Genomic DNA, 26,599 nt, shown 5'->3' with positions numbered 1-26,599 from the left:
CTCCAAAACCCAAGGCGGGCTCAGGTGGTGAATGCATCTATACAGCTAGGAGGTTGTGTAGATGTCAGGTGATGAGAAGCTACGTGAGCGGTTTGTGGAGGCGTATCTGCATGATGCGCGTCCGGTGCCAGTGATCCTGAAGGAGTTGGGCGTCTCGAAGGTTCAGGCGAGGGCATGGCGCCAAAGCGAGGGGCTTAACCGTGCTCGGCGTCAGCGGAGTTTGGTTGACAAGCAGTATCAACAAGTTGTCGCTCTGGTTGAGAGTGGCCGATCTGTGCTCAGCGCAATTGAAGAGGTCGGGTTTCCTCAAAGTCTGGCTTATCGCTACCTTGCTCAGGACGGGTTGGAGCTCGTCCGAGGCAATCGCGGTGGAACGGCACAACATGACCGGGATCGCATTGCCCAAGCTCTAAAGCTGGTTGATGCTGGCAAAAGCTATAAGCAGGCCGGCCAGGTGGTTGATCGCAGCGCTGACACGGTCAAAGCGTGGCACCATGATCACATGTCTGGGCGTTTGATACTCAATGATCATCCCACTGAATCTGAATCGAAGGTAGGACGCGGAAAGCGTCTTATCCGACATGACCGAATAGAGATAGCCTACCTGCTGAAACAGGGCCATACTCACCGCGAGATTGCAGCCCAGCTGGGACGTAATCAGTCGACGATTAGCAGGGAAATCGCCCGTGGGATGACTGAGCATGGCTACGATGCCCTCGTGGCACAAAAGCGGGCTGTAGACCGCCTAGCCAGGCCTAAACCCCGCAAACTCGATACCAACCCGCAGTTGCGTGCCTTGGTCATCGAGGGGTTGAACACGAAGTGGTCGCCTGAGCAGATTTCGAACTATCTTGCCCGCTGCTTCGGTAAAGGTGGGGATATGTCAATTAGCCATGAAACCATCTACCAAGCTCTCTACATCCAAGCCAAAGGCGCTTTGCGCCAGGAATTGAAGGTAGAAAAAGCCCTGCGTTCTGGGCGTACCGGCCGAAAACCACAATCACGCCTGCCAGCCCGCGGTAATCGAAGCTGGATTGGTGAAGACTACCGCATCAGCAAGCGCCCTGCCAGCGTTGAAGACCGCGCTGTTCCAGGACACTGGGAAGGCGATCTCATCATCGGCCAAGGAGGAACCACTGCACTCGTAACCTGTGTAGAACGCAGTACTCGCTACACCATGATCCGCAAACTGGATGTTCATGATTCCGCCACGACTGTCGATAAGTTAATCGAGATGTTTACCGGCAAAATACGCAACATCACCAAAACGCTGACCTGGGACCAAGGCGTTGAATTAGCCCAAGTCGACAAGCTGAGCATCGCACGTGGACTAGCAGTTTACTTCTGCGATCCGCACTCGCCTTGGCAGCGCCCTACCAACGAAAACACCAACGGGCTAGTCAGAGACTTCCTACCTAAAGGAAGCGACTTTAGTACTCTGACCGACAAGGATGTCCAACACATTCAAGACCTTCTCAACGGGCGCCCTAGAAAAGTCCTCGACTGGTATAAACCCGAAGAGAAGATACAAGAACTATTCAAGTGATGCATCCACCACTTGAAACCGCCCAATGATTTTGGAGCCTTATTTGATCGAAGTGACCGGCAGGAAGCTTAACGCATCGAATCCCAGAGAGCCTGTGCGCCGGCGTCGACCCACAGGACGACATTGCCCACCACGGTGTCCTGGAAGCCGCCAATCGGTACAGTCTCCGTCTCCACACCAGAGGACATCGACAGCGCCACGCGTGCCAAGTGCCAGACGTGGTCCGAGCGGCCGACGATGAAGGAGTCCGCGGTGTGGTTGACCAAGGAGATGGCCTTGAAGGGGTTCGCGATGGTCGCTGGGGAGGTTGTCTTTTCCAACAGGGCGGCGAAGAATTCGCGTTGGCGCTGTACGCGGTCGAGGTCACCCATTGCGGTAGCGCGGGTGCGCACATAGCCCAAAGCATCTGGTCCGCGGAGTTTTTGGCAGCCTGCCTGCAAGTCAATACCGGCGAGCGGATCGTTAATGGGTTCCTGCACACAGATCTCGACGCCGCCGACGGCATCCACCACGTTGGCAAGGCCGCCCATGCCGATCTCTGCATAGTGGTCGATGTGTAGACCCGTGGACTGTTCCACGGTTTGGGCAAGCAGCTGAGGGCCGCCGTAGGTAAACGCGGAGTTGATCTTGTCCATGCCGAAGCCGGGGACGTCAACGTAGCTATCGCGCGGGATGGAGACTAGTTTGGCCTTGCCAGACTTTGGGATGTGCAGGAGCATGATGGTGTCCGTGCGGCCCACGCCCACGTCTCCACCGGTGCCTAGCTCTGCCTGCTGTTCCTCGGTGAGACCTTGGCGGGAGTCGGAGCCCACGAGTAGCCAGTTAGTGCCGGAGGTCGATGCCACCTGCTCCTCAGGCAGCGCATCGATGCGGGTCAAGCGACTATCCGTCCACAAGGTGAACACCACGGTGAAGACTAGTGCGATGGCAACGAGCCAGCCTGCGCAGCCGAAAACCTGCTTGAGGGGGTTGACCTTCTTGCGGCGGCTGTGCGGGCGGCCCGCAGCGCGAAGACGAGAGGCGCGCCTCGGAGCATCTGGGTTATAGCTGCGTGGCGGCTGGTCAGTGCGGGGTTCGTACCGCTGCTGAGCAGCGCGGTCCGCGTAGGGGCGAGACTGTTGGCGCGGCGGGTTCTGGGCCATATAGGCATCGACGTCGAAACGAGTTTCCTCGCGGCGCGATGCTGCAGGGCGGCCGCGGTAGGGCTCTGCGGACCGCGCGCCGGGACGGCGTGCTTGGGAGGACTGGGGGCGGCGGCGCACTGGGCGGCCATAGCGGTCACGCAGGGGCTGGCCATCAGCGCCGAGGACGTAATCGCCCAGCTCAGCATCGCTGGCATGAGCGCCAGCAGACTGAGCCGAGCTGCCGGAACCCGCGCGGCGGTAATCGCCGGGGGATTCGCCCGCGCGGCGCGCCTCGCGCTCTGGATCGCGTCCTTGATAGGTCATGGGGAACACTGTACCGCCTAATCACTCCTGCCCCAGAGTTCACAGGGCGTGCGCGGAGCCTTTTCCAGCTACTTTTTAAGCGCCAAAGAGGGCGGCGTAACCGACGAACGCGACGGCGTCGATAAGAAAGTGCGCGATGACCAGCGGCCATACCCGTCCAGTGCGGTGAAAATACCAGCCATAGAGTAGCCCCATGATGATATTGCCAAACCCCGCCGAGACTCCTTGATAGAGGTGATAGGAGCCGCGCAGGAGGGACGTCGCCGCCAACGAGGCAGGAAGAGCCCAGCCGCACTGCTTGAGCCTGCTCATAAGCCAATAGACCACGACGAGCTCCTCCGCCCAGGCGTTGGCGAAGGACTTGAGCAGCAAGACGGGGATTTCAATCCAGGTATCAAAAGCCCCCGGAATGACCTCTTTGGTCCAGCCCCAGTGCAATGCCGCGTAGTAAAGCAGCAGCCCCGGCAGGCCAATGACAGCGGCTAATGCCGCGCCATGGAGGCCATCGCGCCAACGGGGCCGCGGCGGCCAGGCAAGGAGGTAGAGCACGAGCGCGCCCCACGCCACCAAGATGGCGGTGCTGCATAGCTGGAAGGCGAGGTCAAGCAGAGTCGTTGTGGACTGCGAGGAGTTGATGGTGACGGATTGCTCGTTGAGCGGGGCAGGGTTGAGGAGGGAATCCGTGAGCCGAAGGACGGCGCGTACCCCGGAGATACCAAACGTGATGGTGAGAACGATGAGAATTTCCGCCCGGAGGCGAGAGCGCGTCATGGTCATGAGTGGAGCACCTGGGCCAGGCCGAGAAGGGAGGCGTCGTCCAGCGTGATGCCGCCTAGGTGAACGCCGACTGGCGGGTGGTTGGGCACCGGCCACGGCACGGAGATCGCCGGAAGCTTGGCCACATTAAACAGTGATCCCCAGGGCGACCAGCGGGTTTGCTCGTCGAAATTCTCCTGATGGTCGCGGTCAAGGAAGTGCCCACGACGCGGCGGATCGAAGGCCAACGTGGGGGAGAGGACGGCATCTACCTGCCAGAACTTCCGGAGAACGCCAGGCAGAACGATGGCGTGACCACGCGCGAGCAAGAGTTCCATCTCCGTGACACGGCGGCCCTGGGTGCGAATCCACTCGGCGTAGCCTTCAGCGAACTCCAGATCCGCCAGACGGTGGGTAAAGATGTGATGGAAGGCCTCAAACGTTGCAGCCGCCTGCGGGTAAGGCGAGATGGCGACGGTCTCGAAACCGGCGCCCTCCAACCGGGCAGTGGCTTCGCTAACGGCGCGGAGCATGTGCGGAGCCACCTCTACCTCAGCGAAAAGAGGATCAGTGAGCACTCCGACGCGGGCGCGCGGTGTGCGCGGAGTTAGCCCATGGAGGGTAGCGCTATCAGCCACGGAGCGGGTAATAAAACCAGGCACGGAGAGGTCCTCGCCCGCAGGTTTGAAGCCCACGACGCCGCAGGCGGCAGCCGGAACGCGGATAGAACCACCGCCATCGGAGGCAAGAGCCGCGCGCAGCAAACCCCGCGCCACCTGCACGGCTGCACCACCGGAGGAACCGCCGGGCGTATGTCCGGGGTAGAGCGGATTATCCGGATGAGGAAGGCCCACGGGTTCCGTATCGACGCGCAGGCCCAGCTCGGGGGCGGCGGATTTGCCAATGATGACTGCGCCGGCGTCGATGAGCTCCTGCAGGAAGGGATCTGTCTCCTCGGCGAGGTAGGTGCGCTCAGCGTGGCCGTGGGTAGTGGGCATTCCAGCGACATCATTGAGATCCTTGGCAGAGAGAATCCACCCGCTCAAGCGCCCATGGCGCTGCGGCCGGCGGTCCAGATCGATGTGAGTGAAACCGTGCTCCTCGGGGCTTAGCCCCGCAAGATCCTCGCGCAGCTTCTCCAGGGTGAACTCGCTAACGTCCATGGCGGCCCAGTCTAGTGGGCTAAGGTTGCCTGCATGAGCACCACCATCGCATTCTTGGGGCCCGCCGGAACGTTTACAGAGGCGGCAATGCAACGTTTCGCCGCAGATCTGGGCGAGATTACGCCTCTTCCTGTTAGTTCCCCGAAGGAAGCGCTGGCCGCGGTGCGTTCAGGCGACGCCGATTATGCCTGCGTGGCCATTGAAAACTCCGTGGACGGACCAGTCACGGCCACGTTCGATGCGCTGGCTGATGGTTCCCCGGTCCAGATTTATCGCGAAGTGGATCTCCCGGTGTCCTTCTCCATCTTGACCCAGGGCAAGAGCGCGCAGCAGATTACCACCTTCTCGACTCATCCGGTGGCCTACCAGCAAGTTCGCGGCTGGCTGGAGGAGAACTTGCCGGGCGTGGAGTACGTCCCGGCGGCGTCGAATGGCGCAGCCGCCCAGGCTGTGGCGCGCGGCGAGGTGGATGCAGCAGCCGCCCCTGCCCGCGCCGGGGAGATCTTTGAGCTGGGCGCACTAGCGGACAACATCGCCGACGTTGAGGGCGCCACCACTCGTTTCGTCCTAGTAGGCCCCGCCGGCCAACCCACCGCGCGCACTGGCCACGACCGCACGTCCGTCATCTTTACCCTGCCCAACGAACCCGGCTCACTCGTGGGCGCCCTGCAGGAGTTTGCGCACCGCGGCGTGGACCTCACCCGCATCGAGTCCCGTCCGCTGCGTACTGTCTTTGGCAACTACCGTTTCCACGCGGATCTCATCGGGCACATCGATGATCAACCCGTGGCCGAGGCCCTGCGGGCGCTGTGGCTGCGCGCAGAAGAGGTGGTCTTCGTAGGCTCGTGGCCCTCCGCTGCGGCAACACCGAGGGCCCAGCTGGATCTGGCTCGGTTGAACCAGGCTGATGAATGGGTAGCGAAGGCGCGCACCGGGCAATAATGTGTGAAGCATGACCGGAAGAATCATTCTCCTGCGCCACGGCCAGACCTTTTCCAACATTGACCGCATCATGGATACCCGCCCGCCGGGAGCCGAGCTGACCGAGCGCGGCCGCGGCCAAGCGGAGGACGTGGGCCGGGAGTTGGCCGAGCTGTGTGAAGGCCGCCGCGTGCGCTTCGTCTGCTCCATTGCGCTGCGAGCCCAGCAGACGGCGATGCTGGCGTCCAAGGCGTATGCCGAGGCTGCCGATGAACGCAACGTCCCCGTCGAGGTCCGCGTGGGGCTGCACGAGGTCTACGCCGGCGAGCACGAGATGAGCGGCAGCGAGGATACCCACCGCGAATACATGGTGGCCCTGCGCGGCTGGGTCGATGGTGATCCGGAAGCCCGCATGCCGGGCGGCGAAAGTTACACCGACGTGCTCGAGCGCTACCAACCGGTGCTAGAGGATATTGCCGCGACGCTTGGCGACGACGAAGATGTCATCGTCGTCAGCCACGGCGCGGCAATCCGTGTGGTCACGACCCATGCCTGCGGCGTGGACCCGGATTTTGCCTACACCGGCTATATGCCCAACTGCCGCTTTACCCTCATGGAGCCACACGGCCAGTCCTTCGGCCAGTGGACCCTAAAACGCTGGGCCGATACCGACGTCTAATTCGTTATAGCCAGCGTAGGTGTCTCGGGGCGCCTACCCCCAGCCCAGCTCGTGGAGGCGGTCCTCCTCGAAGCCAAAGTAGTGCCCCACCTCGTGGAAGACGGTCACCATGACCTCATGGGCTAGCTCTTCCTCTGAGTTGCAGATGGACTGCAGCGGCTTGCGGTAAATGGAGATAGCATCCGGCAGGTAGCCGGTGTGTGAGGCGGTGCGTTCCGTCAGCATGACTCCCTCGTAGAGGCCCAGCAGATGGGGATTCTCTGGGTTCTCGTCCTCGACGAGGATGACGACGTTGCGCATCTGCTCCACGAACCTGTCCGGAATTTTGTCCAGGGCCTCGCCGACGAGTTCTTCAAAGCGCTCCTCGCTGACCTCATACATTGCTGTTCCCCTTTGTGGTTCGGGCGCCTACTGGGCCGGTGCGGCAGCCGGGTCTTCGGTAGGAGCCGCGGGGGTATCGCCACCGCCTTGCTCATTTGGATCGCGCAGGGGATTGCGCTTGGGCTGCTCGGTGGGCGGGGCGCCATCAATCATCAGGCCGTCACGCCCGTCCTTGGCCGAGCCCGTCACGGTGGAGAAGAAACCACGGTTGACGTGGATCAAGGAGCAGTTCACCGAACGTGAACCGCCTTCCCACGATTCGCGGGATAGGGCATCCCAGAAGGGCTGCAGCGTGGACTGGTAAAGATTTTCTTCACCGCCCAGGTAATCCATGGCGTCCTGGGTACAGGTCTCCGATAAGTGCTTGTCCAGTTCCTCATCGCTGGGGTAGCCGTCGGGGAAACGCTCCGCCAGGTTAATGACGGAGACGGTCTCCATCTGGTGCGGCTCGGTACACGGCACGGTGCTGACCACCTGTGATTCATCGACCTTGCGGCATTCGCCTGGCTTGGCGACGACCGCCTGGTCCACCTCCGCGACCTTTCCCGTGGACTCTTGCGGGACACCCGCAGCGTCTGTGGTCTGTAGGCCGCACAGCAGGGTGCGGTCACCCTTCTCCCACGAGGCCGCCGGCGGCAGGATGGAGGCGATGTCATAGCGACCATGGGGATCCCACTTGCCGTCGAGGTAGCTCACCGTTGGTGCCTCGCAGAGCTCATCGCGCAGCGCATTCTGGCGGGTAATGTCCGGGCGCTCGGCATTGCGGCCGAACTCACTGGTGGGGTAGGCACTCAAGTCCTCGCGCGCGGAGATTTCAAAGCGGTGCGGCTTGTCGCAGCTGGTCTGCTCGAAGCCGGTGGCGGTGCCATCCGGAGCAATATCCCACGTCACGCATGCCCCCGCGGAGGCGGAGGTGAAGGATGCTGCCGCTGCGTCCGGGGCAGAGGGGTCGGCGGCTTGGCTACCGTCGACGCTGGGAGCGGTGGACTCGCCCGCGGCCGTGTCGCTGCTGGAAGAATCGCCGCTGAACACACCGTAGGCAGCCATGAAGGCGGCCGCGGCCAAGGCGGCAACGAGGACGACGCGGATGGAGGAGGCGGAGCGCCAGGCAGAAGTAGTGCTCATAGAACTCTTCATAGTACCCCCTTAGCCTTAGCGGCTCCTAGGCGCTTCCTACGGCCCACCGTGACATTTACTGAGAAGCGCGGGCGACGCGGGAGGTCAGCCGGTAGCGGTCGGTGCGGTAGACCGAGGAACACCATTCCACCGGCCGGTCCCCCGAGCGGGCGAAACGGGTGATGTGGAGGAGGGGGGTGCCTGGGGAGACGTCGAGAAGCGCGGCGATCTCTTCCTCTGCCGCTACGGCCGTCACGGTTTGTTCGGCCTCTGTAATGGGGACGTCGAAGGTCGAGCCCAAAATGGCATAGACGGACTTGTAAATGTCATTTTCCAGCAGCGTCGGCGCGAAGGTGGAGTTGTACCAGCCATCATCGATGGAATAGGGCTCGCCATCGCCCAAGCGCAGGCGGCGCAAGTGGGTATGGGCCACGGTGGGAGCGGTATTAAAGAATTCGCACACCTCGTCCGGCGCGGTGCTGCGCTCACCGAGCAGGATCTTGGAGGATGCCGTGACCTTCTGGATCCCCATCTCATCGGAGAATGACGCGAGATGCAGGCGGCTCACCAGTGGGTTCGGCGCCACGAACGTGCCTTTGCCACGCACGCGACGCAGGCGGCCCTCCGCCACCAAATCCCCGATGGCGCGACGAACCGTGATGCGGGAAACGCCGTAGGTTTCTTCCAAAATGCGCTCGCCAGGCAGGATATCGCCCGGCTTGAGCGTGGTGCGGCAGAGCTCCGAGAGAATATCCCGCAGCTGCGCGTGCTTGGGCACGGGGCCGTCGGTGATGATGTGAGGCGCCATAACACTATGATAGGCCGCTGGTTATTACCACCGCAAAGGGTAGTGCATGCGCTAGACTGGGAGGCGTGATTGATCTCAAGTTTCTTCGCGAAAACCCCGATGTAGTCCGCGCTTCCCAGGTTAACCGTGGGGAGGATCCCGAGTTGGTGGACCAGCTGCTTGCCGCCGATGAGCAGCGCCGCGCGGCGATTGTGAAGGCGGACCAGCTGCGTTCTGAGCAGAACGCCTTTGGCAAGAAGATTGGCCAAGCCTCTCCGGAGGAGCGCCCGGCACTGCTGGAGGGCTCGAATGAGCTCAAGGAGAAGGTGAAGGCAGCGAGCGAGGAAGCGGCTGCCGCTGAGGCCAAGGTGGAGGAGCTGCAGTACCAGCTCTCCAACGTGGTCGAAGGCGCGCCGGCCGGTGGCGAAGATGACTTCGTGCTGATTGAGGAAGTGGGCGACAAGCCGGAGTTCGACTTTGAGCCGAAGGATCACTTGGAGTTGGGTGAGTCGCTGGGGCTTATCGACGTCAAACGGGGCGCCAAGGTTGGCGGTGCCCGCTTCTACTACCTCACTGGTGACGGCGCCTTCCTGCAGCTGGGCATGCTCATGTTGGCCGCGCAGAAGGCCCGTGAGGCTGGCTTTACCCTCATGATCCCGCCGGTGCTTGTGCGTCCGGACGTCATGCAGGGCACGGGTTTCTTGGGCCAGCACTCGGATGAGGTTTACTACCTCCAGGAAGATGACCTTTACCTCGTTGGTACCTCTGAGGTGGCTCTGGCCGGCTACCACAAGGACGAGATTATTGATCTCTCCAACGGCCCGATTCAGTACGCTGGCTGGTCCTCCTGCTTCCGCCGCGAGGCCGGTTCGCACGGCAAGGACACCCGCGGCATTCTGCGCGTGCACCAGTTCGACAAGCTGGAGATGTTCATCTACTGCAAGCCGGAAGACGCCGAAGAGATGCACCAGAAGCTGCTCGCGATGGAGAAGGACATGCTGGCCGCTATGGAGCTGCCGTACCGCACCATCGATATCGCCGGTGGTGACCTGGGATCCTCCGCTGCCCGCAAGTTCGACAACGAGGCATGGGTTCCCACCCAGGGCACCTACCGCGAGCTGACCTCGACCTCGAACTGCACGACCTTCCAGGCTCGCCGCCTCTCCACTCGCTACCGTGATGAGAACGGCAAGACGCAGTACGCCGCTACCCTCAACGGCACCCTCGCCACCACCCGCTGGCTCGTGGCCATCCTGGAAAACCACCAGCAGGCGGACGGTTCTGTCGTGGTTCCAGAAGCTCTTCGTCCTTTCGTGGGCAAGGATGTGCTTTACCCCGTAAACTCCCAGTAGATCGCTGCGCGCGGGGTTTCGCGCGCATCGCCCTGACTTGTCCCTCCTCGCCGCCTCCTTCAGGCGGCGAGGTTTCTTACCTGTTTGGAGCACCATGAGCGCTGTGACCAATTTTGTCTACCGGCAGATCACACACGTGGGCCGTGCGGTCACCGTGGCCCAAGGTTTGAAGATGCGCCTGTCGGGCGTGGAGAACATTCCGGATGAGGGCGGCGCGGTCATCGTGTGCAACCACACGGGCTATATGGACTTCCTTTTCGGAGCCTACTTGGCGTACCAGAAGAAGCGCCTCGTGCGTTACCTGGCCAAGGCCTCGGTGTTCAAGGCTCCGGTGGTGGGCCGCCTCTTCGAAGTGATGGGGCACGTTCCGGTGGATCGCATTGATGGTGGGGCGTCGATTGTGAAGGGCACCGAGTTGGCCAAGAGTGGCGAGCTGGTCGGCGTCTTTGCGGAGGGCACCATTTCCCGCAGTTTCGAAATCAGGTCCATGCGCAATGGTGCTGCGCGCATTGCCCACGCGGCGGGTGTGCCGATTATCCCGCAGATTATTTTTGGCTCCCAGCGCCTCTGGACCAAGGGGCAGAAGAAGCACTTGGGCCGCACGAATACTCCGATCCTCATCACGGCGCTGGAGCCCTACTACACCACGGGTGACCCCGATGCCGATATCGCGGAAGTGCGTCGCCGCATGCAGGAAGCGCTCGAGGAGCTGTGGAAGCAGTATGAGTCCGAGTTCGGGCCGATGCCCGCGGGCGAGTATTGGGTACCTGCCCGCAAGGGGGGCGGTGCGCCGACCTTGGAGGAGGCTGAGGCTCAGGACGCCGTGGTGGAGGATGAGCGCTACCGCGTGCGTCGTTTGCGCGATGACTTGGCCCACCTCAAAGGCTATGTCTCTGCCGCCACCATTGAGTTGGTGCGCGACCGCATGACGCTCAAAAAGTCTGCCACGCCGGAGGATGACGCAGTGCTTGCCGACGTCCCCAGTACCGACAGCGCCGACAGCACCACCGACGCCGACCAGCTCAAGGAGCGGCCGCGTACCGCGCCGGAAACCCTGGAATGGATCAAGGAGAACCTCAACTCCGTGGTGGAGGAGGCAACTCGTGGTCTGGAGGAGGGTCGCGACAAGGTGACGGAGGTTATGGCGCAGCTCAAGTCCGACGTTGCCGAGGCGCAGGCGTCGATGACGGCGAGCGGCAAGGAGATCTTCGCGGGGTCCGTCGTGGAGCAGGGCCTGCTCTCGGCCGCCACGCAGTCTCGCCTCATCGTTTCCCGTCTGCCGCACCGCATCAAGGCGGAGTACTCCGCTGTGCCGCGCATTGTTGTGGCGGATCAGAGCGCGATGAGCATGGAGGGCGGCGAAGTGTCGAAGCGCCTCCAGGGAGCATTGGCGCAGTTGCATCCCCAGGTTGAGCATCTGGTGATTATTTCGCAGCAGGGCACAGTACTTGATGCCGCTGCCGTGGAGGACATCCCGCAGGACGTCTGGCGCATTGCCTGTGCCGAAGGTGCTGAAGGCGTGCAGTTTAACGACGCTCCCGGTGGTCCCGTCGCGACCGCCTCCTCCCCGGCTGAGGGGCTGGCCGCGGTGGTGAAGAAGATTGGAGCCGAACCGAGGGACCTCCTCTTCTTTGCGAATGAACCCGGTGACGAGACGTTTGCCGAAGGCGACGAGGACGTTGCCGTGCATATGGTGGCCCTTGAGACCGCTCCCATTGAGGTGGTCAAGGCGGCTCGGGCCGTGACGTATTCCGCCGAGCGCTTCGGAATGGCAGAGGTGCTGGAGGCGATGGCCCGCCTACAGAAATCGAAGAAGAAATAAGTCTGCACATCTCCCACTTTTGGGAGATTCTCTTTGCCCCTTACTGCCCCCCTGATAGGGGTAGTTTTCTTTTTGTGCACCTACTGAGTGGTGTGAAAAAGTCCTGCTTACCCCTCCGGAGGTTACGTGTGAGTAGCGTCTCCGGAATGAAAAAGGCGTGATCTATAGCATGGAGCTTGGGAGATAACTTCTTCTTCATCTCAGCCGCACAGCAATGACCGTGGTGGACAATGCCGAGGCATCGTTGCTCGCGCGGTGGGTGAGCACATTTGCTTGAGCTGCGCCTTTGTCATGTGAACAAATCTTTTCCGCGCAGTGGTAAGCAGCGAGAGAGGAGATTCGGTCAACCATGACCACGACGAGTAACCACAGCTTTAACCCCGAGTATTTTGAACAGACATGGAACGACTACTCCACTGAGGACTACGACGTCGTCATTATCGGCGGTGGCTCCGTAGGCGCTGGTGCTGCGGTGGATGCAGCCACCCGCGGTTTGAAGACGGCCGTGCTGGAATCCCAAGACTTTGCGGCAGGAACGTCCTCGCGTTCCTCCAAGATGTTCCACGGTGGCCTGCGCTACCTCGCCATGTTTGACTTCCGCCTCGTTGCGGAGTCCCTCAAGGAGCGCGAGCTAAACATGTCGACCCTGGCCCCGCACCTGGTCAAGCCGCTGAAGTTCATCTTCCCCCTTACCCACCGCGGTTGGGAGCGCGTCATGATGTTCGGCGGCTTTACCCTCTATGACCTCATGGGTGGTGCCAAGAGCGTCCCGATGCAGAAGCACCTCACCCGCAAGGGCGTGCTCAAGGTCACCCCGGGCCTTAAGGAGGACGCCGTCGTCGGTGGCGTGCGCTACTACGACACGCTTGTCGACGACGCCCGCCACACCATGACCGTCCTGCGCACCGCTGCTGAATATGGCGCAAGCGTGCGCACCGGTACCGAGGTTATTGGTTTCGAGAAGGATAACCGCGGCCGCATCACCGCCGCGCAGGTCCGTGACCTCGAGACCGGCCGCGAGACCACCGTCAAGGGCAAGGTCTTCATCAACGCCACGGGTGTCTGGAACGACAAGATTCAGGAGATGGCTGGCGCGGAGGGCAAGTTCACCGTTCATGCCTCCAAGGGCGTGCACATCGTTGTCCCGAAGGACGCCCTCGATGCCGACGCCGCTCTGTGCTTCGTCACCGAAAAGTCCGTGCTCTTCGTCATCCCGTGGGGCGAGTACTGGATCATCGGTACCACCGATACTGACTGGGAAAAGGGCCTGTCCCTGCCGGATCCGGCCCCGACCAAAGCAGATATCGACTACATCCTGGACCAGGTCAACCAGCGCGTGCGCAACAAGATTACCCGCGAGGACATCGTCGGTGTCTACTCCGGTCTGCGCCCGCTGCTGTCCGGTAAGTCCGACTCCACCACCAACCTCTCCCGCAACCACGCCGTTGCCCGCGTAGCCCCGGGTCTCGTCTCCGTTGCTGGTGGTAAGTACACGACCTACCGCGTTATCGGTAAGGACGCAGTGGACCTGGCCGCTAAGGAACTGGGCTTTAAGGTGGCGGAATCCGTCACCGAGCGCACCCCGATCTTGGGCGCGGACGGCTACCACGCGCTGGCCAACCAGGTTCCGGCGCTCGCTCGCCGCTACAACCTCGATGAGAATCGCATCGAGCACCTGCTTGGCCGCTACGGTTCGCTCATCAGCGAGGTTCTGGCTCCCGCCGCCGAGGACGCCTCCCTCCTTGAGGCGGTTCCGGGCGCTGAAAGCTACATCTGGGCTGAGGTTCGCTACGCCGTCACCCACGAAGGTGCACTGCACATCGACGACATCGTGTCTCGCCGCCTGCGCGTGGCCATCGAGTTCGCCGACCGAGGCGTTGCCGCTGCTCAGCCTATTGCTGAGTTCGTCGCGCCGCTGCTGGGCTGGGACCAGAACGACATTGAGCGCGAGGTTAGCCAGTTCAAGCAGCACACCGAGGCGGAGCTTGCCGCCGAGGCTGCCCTCACCGACCGTGAGGCAAATGACATTCTCGAGCGCGCCGGCAGCGCACGAGCCACTAAGGAAGAAGCCTAAGCGTCACGAGGCCCAGCGAGGACGTTTGCTGTCTCTCGCTGGGCCTTTGGCCTAGGTAAAAGAGAAAGGACAAGTTATGACCGGAACTGATGCATTCCTGTGGGAGTTCCTTGGCACGGCAGTGCTGCTCCTGTTGGGTAACGGCGTCTGCGCCACTGTAAACCTCCGCACCTCCGCGGCGCGCGGTGCAGACTGGATCGTTATCGCAATGGGCTGGGGCCTCGGCGTCTACTTGGGCGCTAGCATCGCGGACCCCTCTGGCGGTCACCTCAACCCGGCGGTGACCATCATGCTCGCTGTCAATGGCTCTCTTGAGTGGAGCCTCGTGCCTTATTACTTCCTGGGTCAGATCCTGGGCGCCATGGTCGGTGCCTTCCTGGCGTGGGCAACGTTTAAGCAGCTTTTCGACGCCAACAATGTCGACGAAGCCGGCAACGTCACCGGAGCCAACAAGAACACCGGCGGTATTTTCTTCACGAACCCGGCGCACCCGAACAACGGCTGGAACGCAGTGACGGAGTTCATCGCTACCACTGTGCTGCTCATGTTCATTGCCTTCGGTCCTACCGGCGGCGAGCTCGGCCCGCTGAGCTACTTCGGCGTTGCCTTCGTCATCGTGTCTATCGGTCTGTCCCTCGGTACCCCCACCGGATACGCCATCAACCCGGTCCGTGACCTTGGTCCCCGCATCATGTACGCCTTCGTCCTGCCCATCAAGGACAAGGGCACTGGAAACTGGGGCTATGCCTGGGTTCCGGTCGTCGCGCCGATGCTGTCGGCCGTCGCCGTTGGCCTGCTGTCCATAGCCCTTTAAAACACCCCGACAAGGAGAAAGTTATGTCCACCAAGAGCTACGTTGCAGCGATTGACCAGGGCACCACGTCCACGCGCTGCATCATCTTTGACCACGACGGCGAGCAGGTGTCCGTCGGACAGTTCGAGCACGAGCAGATCTTCCCGGAGAAGGGCTGGGTTGAGCACGACCCGGAGGAGATCTGGAGCAATACCCGTCGTGCCGTCGGTGAAGCCCTGGCTAATGCCGACATCAACGTCGAAGACATCGCCGCTTTGGGTATCACCAACCAGCGTGAGACCACCGTTGTGTGGGACAAGAAGACTGGCAAGCCGGTCTACAACGCCATCGTGTGGCAGGACACCCGCACCACCGAAATCTGTAAGGAACTGGCTGGTGATGAGGGTGCCGACAAGTGGCGTCGTCGCACCGGTCTGATCATCAACTCCTACCCGGCTGGCCCGAAGGTGAAGTGGATCCTCGATAACGTCGAGGGCGCTCGCGAGCGCGCTGAGGCCGGCGAGCTTCTCTTCGGCACCATCGATACCTGGCTGCTGTGGAACCTCACCGGCGGTGCCGACGGCGACAACGGCCAAGAAGCCCTCCACGCCACCGACGTCACCAACGCTTCCCGTACGCTGCTCATGGACATTGAGAAGCTCGAGTGGGATGAGGATCTGTGCAAGGAGATGGGTATTCCTACCTCCATGCTTCCGGAGATTCGTCCCTCCCTCGGTGACTTCCGCACCGTCCGTGAGCGCGGCTCCCTGTCTGGCGTGCCGATTCGCGCCATCCTTGGTGACCAGCAGGCCGCCATGTTCGGTCAGGGCTGCTTCCGCCCGGGTTCTGCGAAGAACACCTACGGCACCGGCTTGTTCCTCCTCCTCAATACCGGTACCACCCCGAAGTTCTCCGACAACGGCTTGCTCACCACCGTGTGCTTCCAGCGCGAGGGCGAGCGTCCGGTCTACGCGCTCGAGGGCTCCGTGTCCATGGGTGGTTCCCTGGTGCAGTGGCTGCGCGATAACCTGCAACTCATCCCGAACTCCGCGTCCATCGAGAACCTGGCCCGCGAGGTCAAGGACAACGGCGGCGTCTACATCGTGCCGGCCTTCTCCGGCCTCTTCGCTCCGTACTGGCGCCCGGATGCTCGCGGTGTCATCGTGGGCCTGACCCGCTATGCCAACCGCAAGCACCTGGCCCGCGCGGTTCTCGAGTCCACCGCATACCAGACCCGTGACGTCGCGGACGCCATGGTTGCTGATTCCGGCGTGGAGATCACCGAGCTGCGTGTCGACGGCGGCATGACCATGAACGAACTACTCATGCAGTTCCAGGCTGACATGCTCGGCGTGGAGGTTCACCGCCCGAAGAACGTGGAGACCACCGCCACCGGTGCGGCCTTCGCCGCCGGCCTGGACTCCGGCTTCTGGGATGACCTCAGCGTACTGGGCTCCCAGCAGGGCGACTTCAAGGTCTGGAAGCCGCAGCGCGACAAGGACGAGGTAGACGCTCTCTACCGCGACTGGAAGCGCGCCATCAAGCGTTCCCTCAACTGGGAAGACACCGACGATGATGACGTTATCGCCTAAGCTTTAGCGCCTTTCCTGCGGCCGTGACAACGTGTGTCGCGGCCGCATTCGCGTTCTAGGCCCCTGACGTAGACTCATGGTTATGACTTTCCCGGAGCACGCCCCACGACTCATCGTGAGCGATATCGACGGCACCCTGTTGGACCGCAACCACCGTGTGCCTAAGCGCAATCGGGAGGTCATCGCCCGGGCTGTCAATGCCGGAGCCGAGTTCGCTTTGGCCACGGGTCGACCTTTCCGCTGGATTATGCCGGTACTGGAGCAACTTACGGTACGCCCGGTGTGCGTGACGTCGAATGGCGCGGTGATTTATGATTCCGCCGAGGACCGCGTCCTCTCCGCCCACGAGTTATCCCCGGAGGCTTTGGCCGAAACTGTCGACGTTGCCACCCGAGCCCTCCAGCCCCTGGGCGGCGCGGGTTTCGGCGCGGAGCGCGCTGGCGGCTCGCTGCTGGATCCCGTGGACGAACTCTTTGTGGTGGAATCGCACTATTCAGAGAACGCGATGTTTGAAGGTTTTGGCCTGGTGAGCGTGGGGGAGTTGGTGTCGAAGCCAGCCGTGAAGCTGCTGATTCGCAATACTGATTATTCGGCCCCGGAGCTCTATGAGTTGGTCGCCCCGCACATCGATCCGGAGCTTGCCCACGTCACGTACTCGATGTCGGAGGGTGTGCTCGAGGTCGCTGCGCCGAACGTGACGAAGCGCCGCGGTGTCCAGTGGTTGGCGGAACATCACGCTATTGCTCGCGAGGACATTATCGCCTTTGGCGATATGCCCAATGACCTCGAAATGCTGGAGTGGGTCGGCTTCGGCGTTGCGATGGAAAACGCACACCCCGCGCTTGTCGACGTCTCCGATGCCACCACCCTTCCCCATCACCAGGCCGGCGTGGCCAAGGTGCTTGAGCACTGGTTCTAATCTTCGGGTTGCGGGGGTGGTCAGGGTGCTTTAGTGTTCTGGGTCATGGGGGATTTAGAGACCTATTTCTCCTACCGCAACTCGGGGATCACACTGGTGGAGCAAGCGGTAGGAGGCGAGAGACGTTTACGCGCACTCGGCGCTTCGCTAGCCGATGCCACCGAGCTGGCACGCTTAAACCACGTCTACTTCGGCACCACGAAATTCACGGGCAAACAACGACAAGCCCGCGCCCGAGCTGCCGAACAACACCACGACTTAGCCACGCTCAGCCTCATTGAGTCCTACACCAAGAAGCTAAAAAATCAGCTGCATGCCTGGAACCTACGCCTCAAGCTTGCCGGCACCCCAGCACCAAACATCCCAGCCGTAGCGGCCAAGCGCTTAAAAGAACTCAAGCCTAAACGTGTGCCGAAACCTGGGGTGCGCATGACCTACCGCTCGGAAGGCCCGCATTCACTCACGATTACCGATGACCCCATGACCGTCACCGAGATGCGCGGCGTTCTAGAATCTCTCAACCAGGACAATCTGTTGGAGGCAGCCAAGCACGTCTTCTTCAACAAGTCCCACGGCGGAACCAAACCCGCCGTATTCACCAGCGTGGTCGTCACCTTGGATAAGCTCGACAAGATTATCTCCGGCGACGGGGATGACATCGTCCTCGAGCTCACCAACGGTGGCCGGATGACGGGCACGCAGTTTTTGAACTATAAGTTTGCTGAGATCGGCTACGTCACCCTCATCCACCCCACCATCGGGCCGGTCTGGCTGCATCGCATGAAACGCCTTGCCGGGTTCGAGCAGCGCATCATGGCCAGTGCCGAGCACCCCACCTGCGCCAGGAAAGGTTGTAACAAACCGGCTGATTATGCACACGTGCATCACCTAGTGCCGTGGAAAGCCGGTGGGGCTACCAACCCGCCGAATCTGACCATGTTGTGTGCTTACCACAACGGCATTAATGATGACGACCCGGAGAAACCAACAGGTGCCGGCTACGTGTTTAGGATTCGCGGAGAGGTGGCCTACGTCCCACCGTGGGCAGAACCGATCACTGCCCAGGCGGCTTACCAACAAGCCCAGAACAACCTCCCCAGGCCAGGCTAACCCCCCCAAGCACCACACCGCCCACGCGGACGCCCCCACAGGGCATCCGCGAAATCGGCGATCCTCAAAGCGGGGCCCTGCGCTGTGCAGAGCCCCGCTGGTGCCGAGGATTAGTTTGTAAAGACCTGAATCTGCTCGGTATCTGGGTTGTAGACGATGGAACCGCCCTGGAAGTGAACGCGGACTTCCTTGCCATTGCCGGTGAGGATTTCGTCGGACGTCGGCAAACCAAGCTTGGCGGCGTTAGCGCCGGTTGCCCACTCCTTGGCAATCTGGCCCACCAGTGCGTGGGCGCCAGTCTCCTCGGAGTAGAGGACCACGCCGTTCTGGAAGAGCTGCGAGATGATACCCGATGTCTCATCCGGGCCGCCCACGGCTAGCCCCAGGACCGGTCCGAAGTTGTTGAGCACTGCGGTCCACGTCTCCCTGAGGCCCTCATTCTTGCTCAAGGACACCACCTTGGTCACAATGCCCGGAATCTGCTCGACCGGCAGTCCGCCGACCTTTTTGTCCTTGTCAATCTGCTTATCGGAGCGGCTGTACATGATGCCGAAGACCGTGGCAGCTAGGCCGAGGAGTGCCGTGATGGTGCTGAGCGGAATCTCGGAATCACCAATCGAGGACATCGGCTCTTGCGCTGCCGGATTGTTCGGGCGCGGTGCTGGTTCATCGGTGACTGTCGCTGTGTCGGTTGCAGTGGACCCTTCGAAGTCATCAGACCAATCGATTGAGCCAGATGCCCCAGACCTGATGGCCTTGTATTTCTTATGCGCTGCTGCACGAATCTGCGGCCAGAGCGCAATGGTGTAGCGGCCCGGGCATGCAGTGAAGTGAGCGTCACTGTGGCCGAAGAATCCATAAACCGGGGCATAAGCACCGGCCGGGTACCTCGAACCGGAGAAGCCCTGAGAGCGAAGGTTCACGCGGGATTCCGGATCGACACCAGAGATAGCGGCCTTCCAGCCCGCCAGGTCCGTGACTGACTTCAGCAGGGCAGCGGTCGGCTGAGTCTTCTCGTAATTACCAATCATCGAGATGCCCCACGTGTTTTCGTTGAAGCCACCGATGTGGGCGCCCTGCACGGCCTCGTCGAGGCCACCATAGCGGCCTTCGTAAATCGTGCCGTACTTGTCCACCAAGGCGTTGTAGCCGATATCGCACCAGCCCAGGTTTTGCGCGTGGTATTGGTATGCCGCGCGGACCTGTGCAGCTGCCTGCGCGCGGGTGTAATCATTGGAACCTGCAGTGTGGTGCAGCGCAATAGCCTTCACGCCATCATCGTAATCAGCGTCCTTACAACGCAGGCTCTCATCCGCGCCCCAACGAGCACGAGATACCACGCGCGGCATACCGTCAGTATCGGCAGTGGGTTCGATAACCTCGCCCTCCTGAGCATTGCCGTCCATAAACACGGCCTCAAGGCCCTCCACGCTGGCGGTGTTCTCGACGTCCGCGACTGGCGCAATGTCACCGACATTGGACGCAATAGGCGCCGGCAGCGGGTTCGCGGAGCGCTCCGCGGCAGCATTGGCGGCGGCGAGGGAGGGGGAGACGTCGTCAAGCGCGGCGTCCTCCTCAACCTCCGTCTCCTCGAAGGATTCATCGAGGTTGGACCCCGTCACGAGATCGACGTTGTTGATGGAAACCTGCACATCGTTAGTGTCGCCCACGAAGATGAGCTCAGTACCGTTCGTGGCAGAGGGGTCATCGCCGGAGTAGGACATCGCGTCCATGTCGTACCACTCGGACCAGGACCCGTCCGGCTGCTTCGCGCGCACGAAGGCGGCGACATCGCGCGGGCCCTTCCACGTCACGGCGAAGGAGGAAAAGGTTCCGTCACGGTGGAACTGCTTCACCGCGCGCGGCCCGGAGCCGTCACCTTGGGAGGCGATGGCAGGGTCATCGACGACGACCGTTTCGCCCGAACCGAAGGACTCGCTGTGGGACGAAACTTCAATCGGCCCGTTGCCAGCCTCCTGGGTCTGGAGAATGGTATGCCCTCCGAAGGCGGCGGTGGTGACCACGGCGATGGAGGTGACCGCGGCGATAATCGGCGTGGACCACCGAGATTTCGCGGGGACGAGACGACGTTTCTGTTGCACTGTTACTCCCTAGGGGCTATCTGCAGGTTAAAAAGAGCGCAAAAAGTTAACTAACGGGACACATGTTACGACAGTTGCGTGTGGGGTCGGAGGTGTGACACGCGCGTGTTCGTCATCCGCGGCACCAGGGGTGGCGCTGTTTTAAGCTGGAGTCCATGACTGCATATGACCTCATCGTTGTTGGATCTGGATTCTTTGGCCTAACCGTGGCCGAGCGCGCAGCCTCCCAGCTGGGCAAGAAGGTGCTCATCGTCGAGCGCCGCGAGCACCTGGGCGGCAACGCCTACTCGGAGGCCGAGCCGGAGACCGGCATCGAGGTCCACAAGTACGGTGCGCACCTCTTCCACACGTCGAACAAGCGCGTGTGGGATTACTGCAACCAGTTCACGGATTTTACGGACTACCAGCACCGCGTCTTTGCCATGCATGACGGCACGGCCTACCAGTTCCCGATGGGCCTGGGCCTGATTAACCAGTTCTTTGGTCGCTACTACTCGCCGGATGAGGCGCGTGAGCTCATTAAGGAGCAGGCCGGTGAGTTCGCGGTGGATGAGGCGCAGAACCTGGAAGAGAAGGCCATCGCGCTGATTGGCCGCCCGCTCTATGAGGCCTTCATCCGCGATTACACCGCCAAGCAGTGGCAGACGGACCCGAAGGAGCTGCCAGCCGGCAACATCACTCGCCTGCCGGTGCGCTACACCTTCAACAACCGCTACTTCAACGACACCTATGAGGGCCTGCCCGTCGACGGCTACGCGGCATGGCTGGAGAATATGGCGGAGCACGAGCTTATCGACGTCCACCTCAACACCGACTGGTTCGACGTCCGCGAGGAGCTGCGAGAGGCGTCGCCTGTTGCCCCGGTGGTCTACACCGGCCCGCTAGACCGCTACTTCGATTTTGCCGAGGGTGAGCTGGGCTGGCGCACGCTGGACTTCGACCTGGAGGTGCTGGAAACCGGTGACTTCCAGGGCACCCCGGTGATGAACTACAACGATGCTGACGTGGACTACACCCGCATCCATGAGTTCCGCCACTTCCACCCGGAACGGCAGGATAAATATCCTGCCGATAAGACGGTCATCATGAAGGAGTACTCGCGCTTTGCCGAGAAGGGCGATGAGCCGTACTACCCGATTAACACCCCGGAGGACCGCTCCAAGCTGGAGGCTTACCGCAAGCTCGCCGCTGCGGAGGCCCGTGAGAACCACGTCCTCTTCGGTGGCCGCCTGGGCACTTACCAGTACCTGGACATGCACATGGCCATCGCCTCCGCGCTGAGCATGTTCGACAACAAGCTGGCTCCGTTCTGGAACGAGGGCAAGGCCCTAGAGCAGGAGCGCGGCCACTAGGCCGCAGTGCTGCCCCCGGCCGCTCCCTATAGTGCGGCACGGCGCGCTATGCTGAAACACCTCGATGGAAGGAGGTGACGGCATGGCCCAGCGCAAGAAGAGGAAGCACGCGCCCGGGGCTGCGGACCGCAGCATGTGGAAGATGTCCCCGGAGCGGCTTGAGGAACATCTCAAGCTACGTAGTCGCGCGACCCGCATTCCCGATAAGAAAAAGCAGCAAGCAAAGAAGGCCTGCCGGAACACCCGGCAGGCCTTTGGCCTTTGTGGGCCCCGAAGACCATCGCCGGCGCCAATCATGAGCGGTGTGAAAGTAAAACTTGAGGTCGGGACAACAACTCGCTAAAGTAAACTCCAGGTTAACAATAGGCGAACAGAAAGTGAGTTTAAAATGACCTCCCCGAATTCCCGTCGTTTCGATACTCTGCGCCAGGATCTTCAGGCCGACTACGGTCACGAATACAGCACCGACGAGATTAACTCCGTCCTGGACGCTGCCATTAAGCGCCACGAGGAAGGCGCTACTCTCGAGGACTTTGTGCCCGTCATGGTGGAGCGCGAGGTGCGTGAGCACTTTGGTGGCCACCGTATCCACGTGCGTTTTGCTGCCGGCGCCGACCATGCTCTGGCCCAGGCAGCCGTGGCGTTGACGAAGAAGCACGCCGGCGACGCCCTGCTAGTGGACGCTGCCGTGGCTCACCCGGAGAACGAGTCCGATTCCCACATGGCCCACGTGCTTCAGGAGCGCGGTATGGCTGAGCATCCGGACCGTTACCTTGAGGACCTGCGTCTGCTGACCATCCCGGATTACATTGTGTACCTTGGCCGCGACCTCCCACGCGATGAGGCAGGCAAGGACATCAAGATTTGGGATATCGCTACCGCTGAAACGGTGGAAGAGACCCGCGAGTTGGCCGATGACCTCGGCGCCCGCGTGCTCTACATGCTCAACCGCCTGGGTATCGAGCCCATTTCGGAGGATGCGCCGGTGACGGCCTAAACCTCTGGAGCCCTGACGCTAGTTGAGGGCGAAGTAGTACAGCCTCCAGTGATCTCTCGTAGATCCTGGAGGCTTTCGCGATCGGTAGCCTCTGCATTTCCCAGACCTTGCTCAGCGCCGCGTGGGAACTCAGCGGAAGAGTGCGAAACCACTAATCTTGGTTTCTGATAACTGTCGAAAACTGTGTGGAGAACCGAAGATATCGTGACTGCCAACAATTCTGCTGCGTACGAACCCGTACAGCGCATCCTGCTGCCGAAGCGCGGCGAGCCGAGCGACGTCCGCATGCTCTACCTCATCGAATCGGAGCGCAACCGCGAGCGCCTCAGCTGGAGCGGCCGCACCTCCGTGACCATCCCGGCCGGCGAAGAAGCCTCCTTTGAGACCTACTTCAATGCGTTCCCGGCCGCTTATTGGCGCCGCTGGTCCCAGCTGAAGTCCATCGTGCTGGTGATGGACGTCGAGGGCGAGGCCAACATTTCCCTCTACCGCTCCAAGCAGGACGGCCAGCGCATTTCCGTGGCCAACCACGTGGTGACCACTGGCCACCACGAGTTCGAGCTGCCCCTGAAGAACTTCGAGGACGGCGGCCTGCTGTGGTTCGACGTCGCGGCGGTGGAAGACACCGTGCTTGCCGACGCCTCCTGGGCCGCCCCCCACGCCCCGAACCCGCAGCTCCTCCCGGACGGCAGCGAGTACCCGGCGCAGGAGAAGCGCGTGGCCGTGGGTATTCCGACCTTTAACCGCCCGACGGACGCCGTCGCGGCGCTGCAGGCCCTGGCGGAGGACCCGGTGGTGGACGGCATCATCGACTATGTCCTTATGCCGGACCAGGGCAACCAGCACCCAGCGGACGAGCCGGGCTACGACGAGGCCGTCGCGCACTTTGGTGAGCGCTTCCGCGAGTTCCGCCAGGGGAACCTGGGCGGCTCGGGTGGCTACTCCCGCATCATGTTTGAAGCACTGGAGAATACCGATTCGCCGTACATCCTCTATATGGATGATGACATCGCGATTGAGCCGGATTCCATCCTCCGTGCGGTTCAGGCGGCGCGTTATGCGGCCAAGCCTTTCATCGTGGGCGGTGAGATGCTCAACCTGCAGGAGCGCTCCCAGCTGCGCACCACCGGTGAGCGCGTCAACCGCGCTGACTTTATGTGGGGCGCGGCCGAGCATGCTGTGTACGACCACGACTTTGCCAAGTACCCGCTGCGCGCCATCGGCACCAAGGAATCCCGCTTGGACCCGAAGAAGTACGACTCCCGCGCGCTGCACCGCCGCATTGATGTGGAATACAACGGCTGGTGGATGTGCCTCTTCCCGCGCATCGTGGCGGAGACCACCGGTCAGCCACTGCCGCTGTTCATCAAGTGGGATGACACCGAATACTCCCTACGTGCAGCATCCAAGGGTTTCCCCACGGTGACGTGGCCGGGTGCAGCCATCTGGCACATGGCCTGGGCAGATAAGGACGATGCCATCGACTGGCAGGCCTACTTCCACCTGCGCAACCGTCTTATCGTGGCAGCGCTCTACCACGAGGGCGATGCACGCGGGATTACCAAGTCCATCTTCAAGTCCACCCTCAAGCACACCATGTGCATGGAATACTCCACAATGGCCATCCAGCTGGAAGCCATGAAGGACTTCCTGGCCGGACCGGATCGTCTCTTCGACATCCTGGAGTCTTCCCTGCCGCGTATCGCGGACATCCGCAAGGGCTATTCCGATGCGGTCATCATCGAATCCGCCGACCAGCTTCCCCCAGCTACCGGCGCGCCGGGCGTACCCACCAAAAATGTGGGCGGCCGCTTGGGCAAGCTCAAGAAGATCCCGTGGCTCCTTCAGTCCGCCAAGCACCTGGTGAGCAAGGAAGACCGCGCGCACCACGAGGCCCCGCAGCTCAACCTCACGCCGGAGGAGGCGCGGTGGTTTACGCTTTCCCGCGTCGACTCCGCCACGGTCTCCACCGCAGGTGGCACCGGCGTGGCCTTCCGCAAGCGCGACCGCGACCTGGCCAAGGAGCTGGTGCAGTCCACCCGCGAGCTGCTCAAGGAAATCGAGGAGAACTTCGATGACCTGCGGGCTGAGTACCGCGCAGCCCTACCGGAGCTGACCTCCCGTGAATCCTGGCGAAAGGTGTTCGATGCCCAGTAAGCTTTCCGTCGCCGAATCCCACGTCCTGGAAAAGATCCAGGATGTGGCCTTCGACGCCCCCGGCGTCCTGCCCACTGCCCGAGCGCTTAGCCACTTCGGCGAGCACGCCCTGGGCTGGATGGCCCTGTCCGCGGTGGGCGCGGGCATGAACTACAAGAAACCGGCGGTACGCCGCCAGTGGGCTTATGTCGGTGTGGGCGCATTTGCCGCCCACGCGGCCAGCGTTGTGATCAAGCGCATTGTGCGCCGCAAGCGCCCAGACTATGACTACGTGAAGGTCGGCGTGAAAACGCCGTCTAAGCTGTCGTTTCCGTCGTCCCACGCGACGTCGACAAGCGCGTTCCTCGTCGGCGCTGCCCACGTTATGGGAACCCCAGCGCCGCTCGTGGGCGTGCCGGTCATGATGGCCTCGCGTATGGTGCTCGGAGTACATTATCCGTCCGATACCGCGCTCGGCGCCCTCCTCGGCGCCGCCACCGCAGAGGCCTGTCACCGCTATGAAAGGAAGACCCGATGAGCACCCGACGCGTTGATGACGGCGACCAGAAAGTCTTCCACTCGGAGCCGCACACGTCTGGCATCGATACCGGTCGCAAGCGCAAGCCGCCGAAGAACCTTGCCGATGGCATGGTCAAGGCCCTGCGCCCCAAGCAATGGGTCAAGAACGTCCTCGTCCTCGCTGCACCCGCCGCGGCTGGTGCAGAAGCGCTGTTCCATACGCGCGTGCTTCTCGACGTCCTCCTCGCCTTCATCGTCTTCTGCATGGGCGCGTCCTCTATCTATCTGATCAACGATGCCCGCGACGTGGAGGCGGATCGCGAGCATCCAACGAAGCGCTTCCGCCCCATTGCGGCGGGCGTGCTGCCGATCGGCCTGGCCTACGCGATGGCCGGTGTGCTCATCGTCGGCTCGATTGGCCTGTCCTTCTTGGCTACTGCGGGGCCGCACCTAGCCATCGTTATGGCGATCTACATCGGCTTGCAGCTGGGCTATTGCTTTGGCTGGAAGCACCTGCCGGTGATTGATATCGGCTTGGTATCCTCCGGCTTCATGCTGCGCACCATGGCCGGCGGTGTGGCTGCAGGCATTGAGCTGTCCCAGTGGTTCCTGCTGGTAGCGGCCTTCGGCTCCCTGTTTATGGCCTCCGGTAAACGCTACTCGGAGATTCTTCTAGCGGAGCGCACGGGCGCGAAGATTCGCAAGTCCCTGGAGGGTTATACGCCAACCTACCTGCGCTTTGTGTGGACCCTGGCGGCCACCGCGGTGGTTATGTCCTACTCGCTGTGGGGCTTCCAGCTTTCCAACGAGTCTGATGGTCCGGCGGGCGTGTGGTACCAGGTGTCCATGGTTCCGTTTACTATTGCCATCCTGCGCTACGCTGCGGACGTCGACCGCGGCAATGGCGGCGCCCCGGACGAGATTGCGTTGGAGGATCGCGTCCTGCAGATCCTTGCGCTGGCGTGGCTGGCCTGCATCGCCATGGCGGTCTATGTCATGCCGGTTATGGGCGGATAAGTACTCTCAGCTGTCTC

At 61.9% G+C, this 26,599-nt stretch carries 23 protein-coding genes; 16 read left to right on the top strand and 7 right to left on the bottom strand.

The window, feature by feature from the left end; all coding sequences use genetic code 11:
• Positions 1–61 precede the first annotated feature (61 nt).
• Complete coding sequence (locus I6J26_RS05190) at positions 62–1,546, top strand: IS30 family transposase (RefSeq protein ID WP_115023660.1); 1,485 nt, start codon at positions 62–64, stop codon at positions 1,544–1,546.
• 68 nt (positions 1,547–1,614) lie between these two features.
• Here the strand turns inward: I6J26_RS05190 and I6J26_RS05185 are convergent, their stop codons facing one another.
• The 3 genes from I6J26_RS05185 to I6J26_RS05175 form a co-directional block, all read right to left on the bottom strand.
• Positions 1,615–2,994 carry an LCP family protein gene (locus I6J26_RS05185; protein ID WP_204084470.1) on the bottom strand — a complete coding sequence of 460 codons (1,380 nt, stop codon included), beginning with the start codon at positions 2,992–2,994 and terminating at the stop codon, positions 1,615–1,617.
• 75 nt (positions 2,995–3,069) lie between these two features.
• Positions 3,070–3,765, bottom strand: coding sequence for a CPBP family intramembrane glutamic endopeptidase (locus I6J26_RS05180; protein ID WP_181815408.1), 696 nt, complete (start codon positions 3,763–3,765; stop codon positions 3,070–3,072).
• Between the two features lie 2 nt (positions 3,766–3,767).
• Positions 3,768–4,913, bottom strand: coding sequence for an amidase (locus tag I6J26_RS05175; protein WP_115023930.1), 1,146 nt, complete (start codon positions 4,911–4,913; stop codon positions 3,768–3,770).
• Between the two features lie 33 nt (positions 4,914–4,946).
• Between I6J26_RS05175 and pheA the strand changes: the two genes are divergently transcribed.
• Together pheA and I6J26_RS05165 are read left to right on the top strand one after the other, a co-directional pair.
• On the top strand, positions 4,947–5,855 hold the full coding sequence (gene pheA, locus I6J26_RS05170; RefSeq protein WP_115023928.1) for a prephenate dehydratase: 909 nt from the start codon (positions 4,947–4,949) through the stop codon (positions 5,853–5,855).
• A 10-nt stretch (positions 5,856–5,865) separates the two neighbouring features.
• Positions 5,866–6,513 (top strand): histidine phosphatase family protein, encoded by a 648-nt coding sequence (locus I6J26_RS05165; protein ID WP_115023925.1) that lies wholly within the window; start codon positions 5,866–5,868, stop codon positions 6,511–6,513.
• Positions 6,514–6,546: 33 nt separating this feature from the next.
• Here the strand turns inward: I6J26_RS05165 and I6J26_RS05160 are convergent, their stop codons facing one another.
• From I6J26_RS05160 to I6J26_RS05150, 3 genes are all read right to left on the bottom strand, one after another.
• Positions 6,547–6,894 (bottom strand): metallopeptidase family protein, encoded by a 348-nt coding sequence (locus I6J26_RS05160; protein WP_115023923.1) that lies wholly within the window; start codon positions 6,892–6,894, stop codon positions 6,547–6,549.
• 27 nt (positions 6,895–6,921) lie between these two features.
• Entirely contained in the window at positions 6,922–8,019 is a 1,098-nt protein-coding gene (locus I6J26_RS05155; protein WP_115024509.1) for a septum formation family protein, read from the bottom strand.
• Positions 8,020–8,086: 67 nt separating this feature from the next.
• A complete protein-coding gene (locus I6J26_RS05150) occupies positions 8,087–8,818 on the bottom strand; it encodes a GntR family transcriptional regulator (protein WP_115023922.1) in 732 nt (243 codons plus the stop codon).
• A gap of 65 nt (positions 8,819–8,883) precedes the next feature.
• Between I6J26_RS05150 and serS the strand changes: the two genes are divergently transcribed.
• The 7 genes from serS (at position 8,884) to I6J26_RS05115 (ending at position 18,459) form a co-directional block, all read left to right on the top strand.
• Positions 8,884–10,149 (top strand): serine--tRNA ligase, encoded by a 1,266-nt coding sequence (serS, locus tag I6J26_RS05145; protein WP_115023919.1) that lies wholly within the window; start codon positions 8,884–8,886, stop codon positions 10,147–10,149.
• Between the two features lie 94 nt (positions 10,150–10,243).
• Positions 10,244–11,971 carry a lysophospholipid acyltransferase family protein gene (locus tag I6J26_RS05140; protein WP_115023918.1) on the top strand — a complete coding sequence of 576 codons (1,728 nt, stop codon included), beginning with the start codon at positions 10,244–10,246 and terminating at the stop codon, positions 11,969–11,971.
• A 349-nt stretch (positions 11,972–12,320) separates the two neighbouring features.
• Positions 12,321–14,045, top strand: a complete 1,725-nt coding sequence (locus tag I6J26_RS05135; protein ID WP_115023917.1) for a glycerol-3-phosphate dehydrogenase/oxidase — start codon at positions 12,321–12,323, stop codon at positions 14,043–14,045.
• Between the two features lie 76 nt (positions 14,046–14,121).
• Entirely contained in the window at positions 14,122–14,859 is a 738-nt protein-coding gene (locus I6J26_RS05130) for an MIP/aquaporin family protein (protein WP_115023914.1), read from the top strand.
• A gap of 23 nt (positions 14,860–14,882) precedes the next feature.
• Positions 14,883–16,430, top strand: a complete 1,548-nt coding sequence (gene glpK / locus I6J26_RS05125) for a glycerol kinase GlpK (RefSeq protein WP_115023912.1) — start codon at positions 14,883–14,885, stop codon at positions 16,428–16,430.
• Between the two features lie 82 nt (positions 16,431–16,512).
• On the top strand, positions 16,513–17,349 hold the full coding sequence (locus tag I6J26_RS05120; protein ID WP_181815406.1) for an HAD family hydrolase: 837 nt from the start codon (positions 16,513–16,515) through the stop codon (positions 17,347–17,349).
• Positions 17,350–17,394: 45 nt separating this feature from the next.
• Positions 17,395–18,459 (top strand): HNH endonuclease signature motif containing protein, encoded by a 1,065-nt coding sequence (locus tag I6J26_RS05115; protein WP_239121840.1) that lies wholly within the window; start codon positions 17,395–17,397, stop codon positions 18,457–18,459.
• Between the two features lie 110 nt (positions 18,460–18,569).
• On the opposite strand, the gene I6J26_RS05110 is transcribed toward I6J26_RS05115, so the two are convergent.
• Positions 18,570–20,561, bottom strand: coding sequence for an N-acetylmuramoyl-L-alanine amidase (locus I6J26_RS05110; protein ID WP_115023904.1), 1,992 nt, complete (start codon positions 20,559–20,561; stop codon positions 18,570–18,572).
• 155 nt (positions 20,562–20,716) lie between these two features.
• Here I6J26_RS05110 and glf point away from each other — a divergent pair, with 155 nt between their 5' ends.
• The 6 genes from glf to I6J26_RS05080 all read left to right on the top strand — a co-directional run bounded on the left by glf (position 20,717) and on the right by I6J26_RS05080 (position 26,582).
• On the top strand, positions 20,717–21,913 hold the full coding sequence (glf, locus tag I6J26_RS05105; RefSeq protein ID WP_115023901.1) for a UDP-galactopyranose mutase: 1,197 nt from the start codon (positions 20,717–20,719) through the stop codon (positions 21,911–21,913).
• A gap of 82 nt (positions 21,914–21,995) precedes the next feature.
• Positions 21,996–22,256 (top strand): hypothetical protein, encoded by a 261-nt coding sequence (locus tag I6J26_RS05100; protein WP_115023899.1) that lies wholly within the window; start codon positions 21,996–21,998, stop codon positions 22,254–22,256.
• A gap of 45 nt (positions 22,257–22,301) precedes the next feature.
• On the top strand, positions 22,302–22,910 hold the full coding sequence (locus tag I6J26_RS05095) for a three-helix bundle dimerization domain-containing protein (protein ID WP_115023897.1): 609 nt from the start codon (positions 22,302–22,304) through the stop codon (positions 22,908–22,910).
• A 204-nt stretch (positions 22,911–23,114) separates the two neighbouring features.
• Positions 23,115–25,067 (top strand): glycosyltransferase, encoded by a 1,953-nt coding sequence (locus I6J26_RS05090; protein WP_115023894.1) that lies wholly within the window; start codon positions 23,115–23,117, stop codon positions 25,065–25,067.
• Positions 25,057–25,584, top strand: coding sequence for a phosphatase PAP2 family protein (locus tag I6J26_RS05085; protein ID WP_115023892.1), 528 nt, complete (start codon positions 25,057–25,059; stop codon positions 25,582–25,584). Before I6J26_RS05090 ends, I6J26_RS05085 begins: the two co-directional genes overlap by 11 nt.
• Positions 25,581–26,582, top strand: a complete 1,002-nt coding sequence (locus I6J26_RS05080) for a decaprenyl-phosphate phosphoribosyltransferase (protein WP_115023889.1) — start codon at positions 25,581–25,583, stop codon at positions 26,580–26,582. The genes I6J26_RS05085 and I6J26_RS05080 overlap by 4 nt, the downstream gene beginning before the upstream one ends.
• Positions 26,583–26,599 lie beyond the last annotated feature (17 nt).

Origin of the sequence: Corynebacterium minutissimum, assembly GCF_016889765.1 — a bacterium.
Lineage (GTDB): Bacteria > Actinomycetota > Actinomycetes > Mycobacteriales > Mycobacteriaceae > Corynebacterium > Corynebacterium minutissimum_B.
Note: the sequence above shows the minus strand (reverse complement) of the source record. Positions and strands in the feature narration are given on the sequence as shown.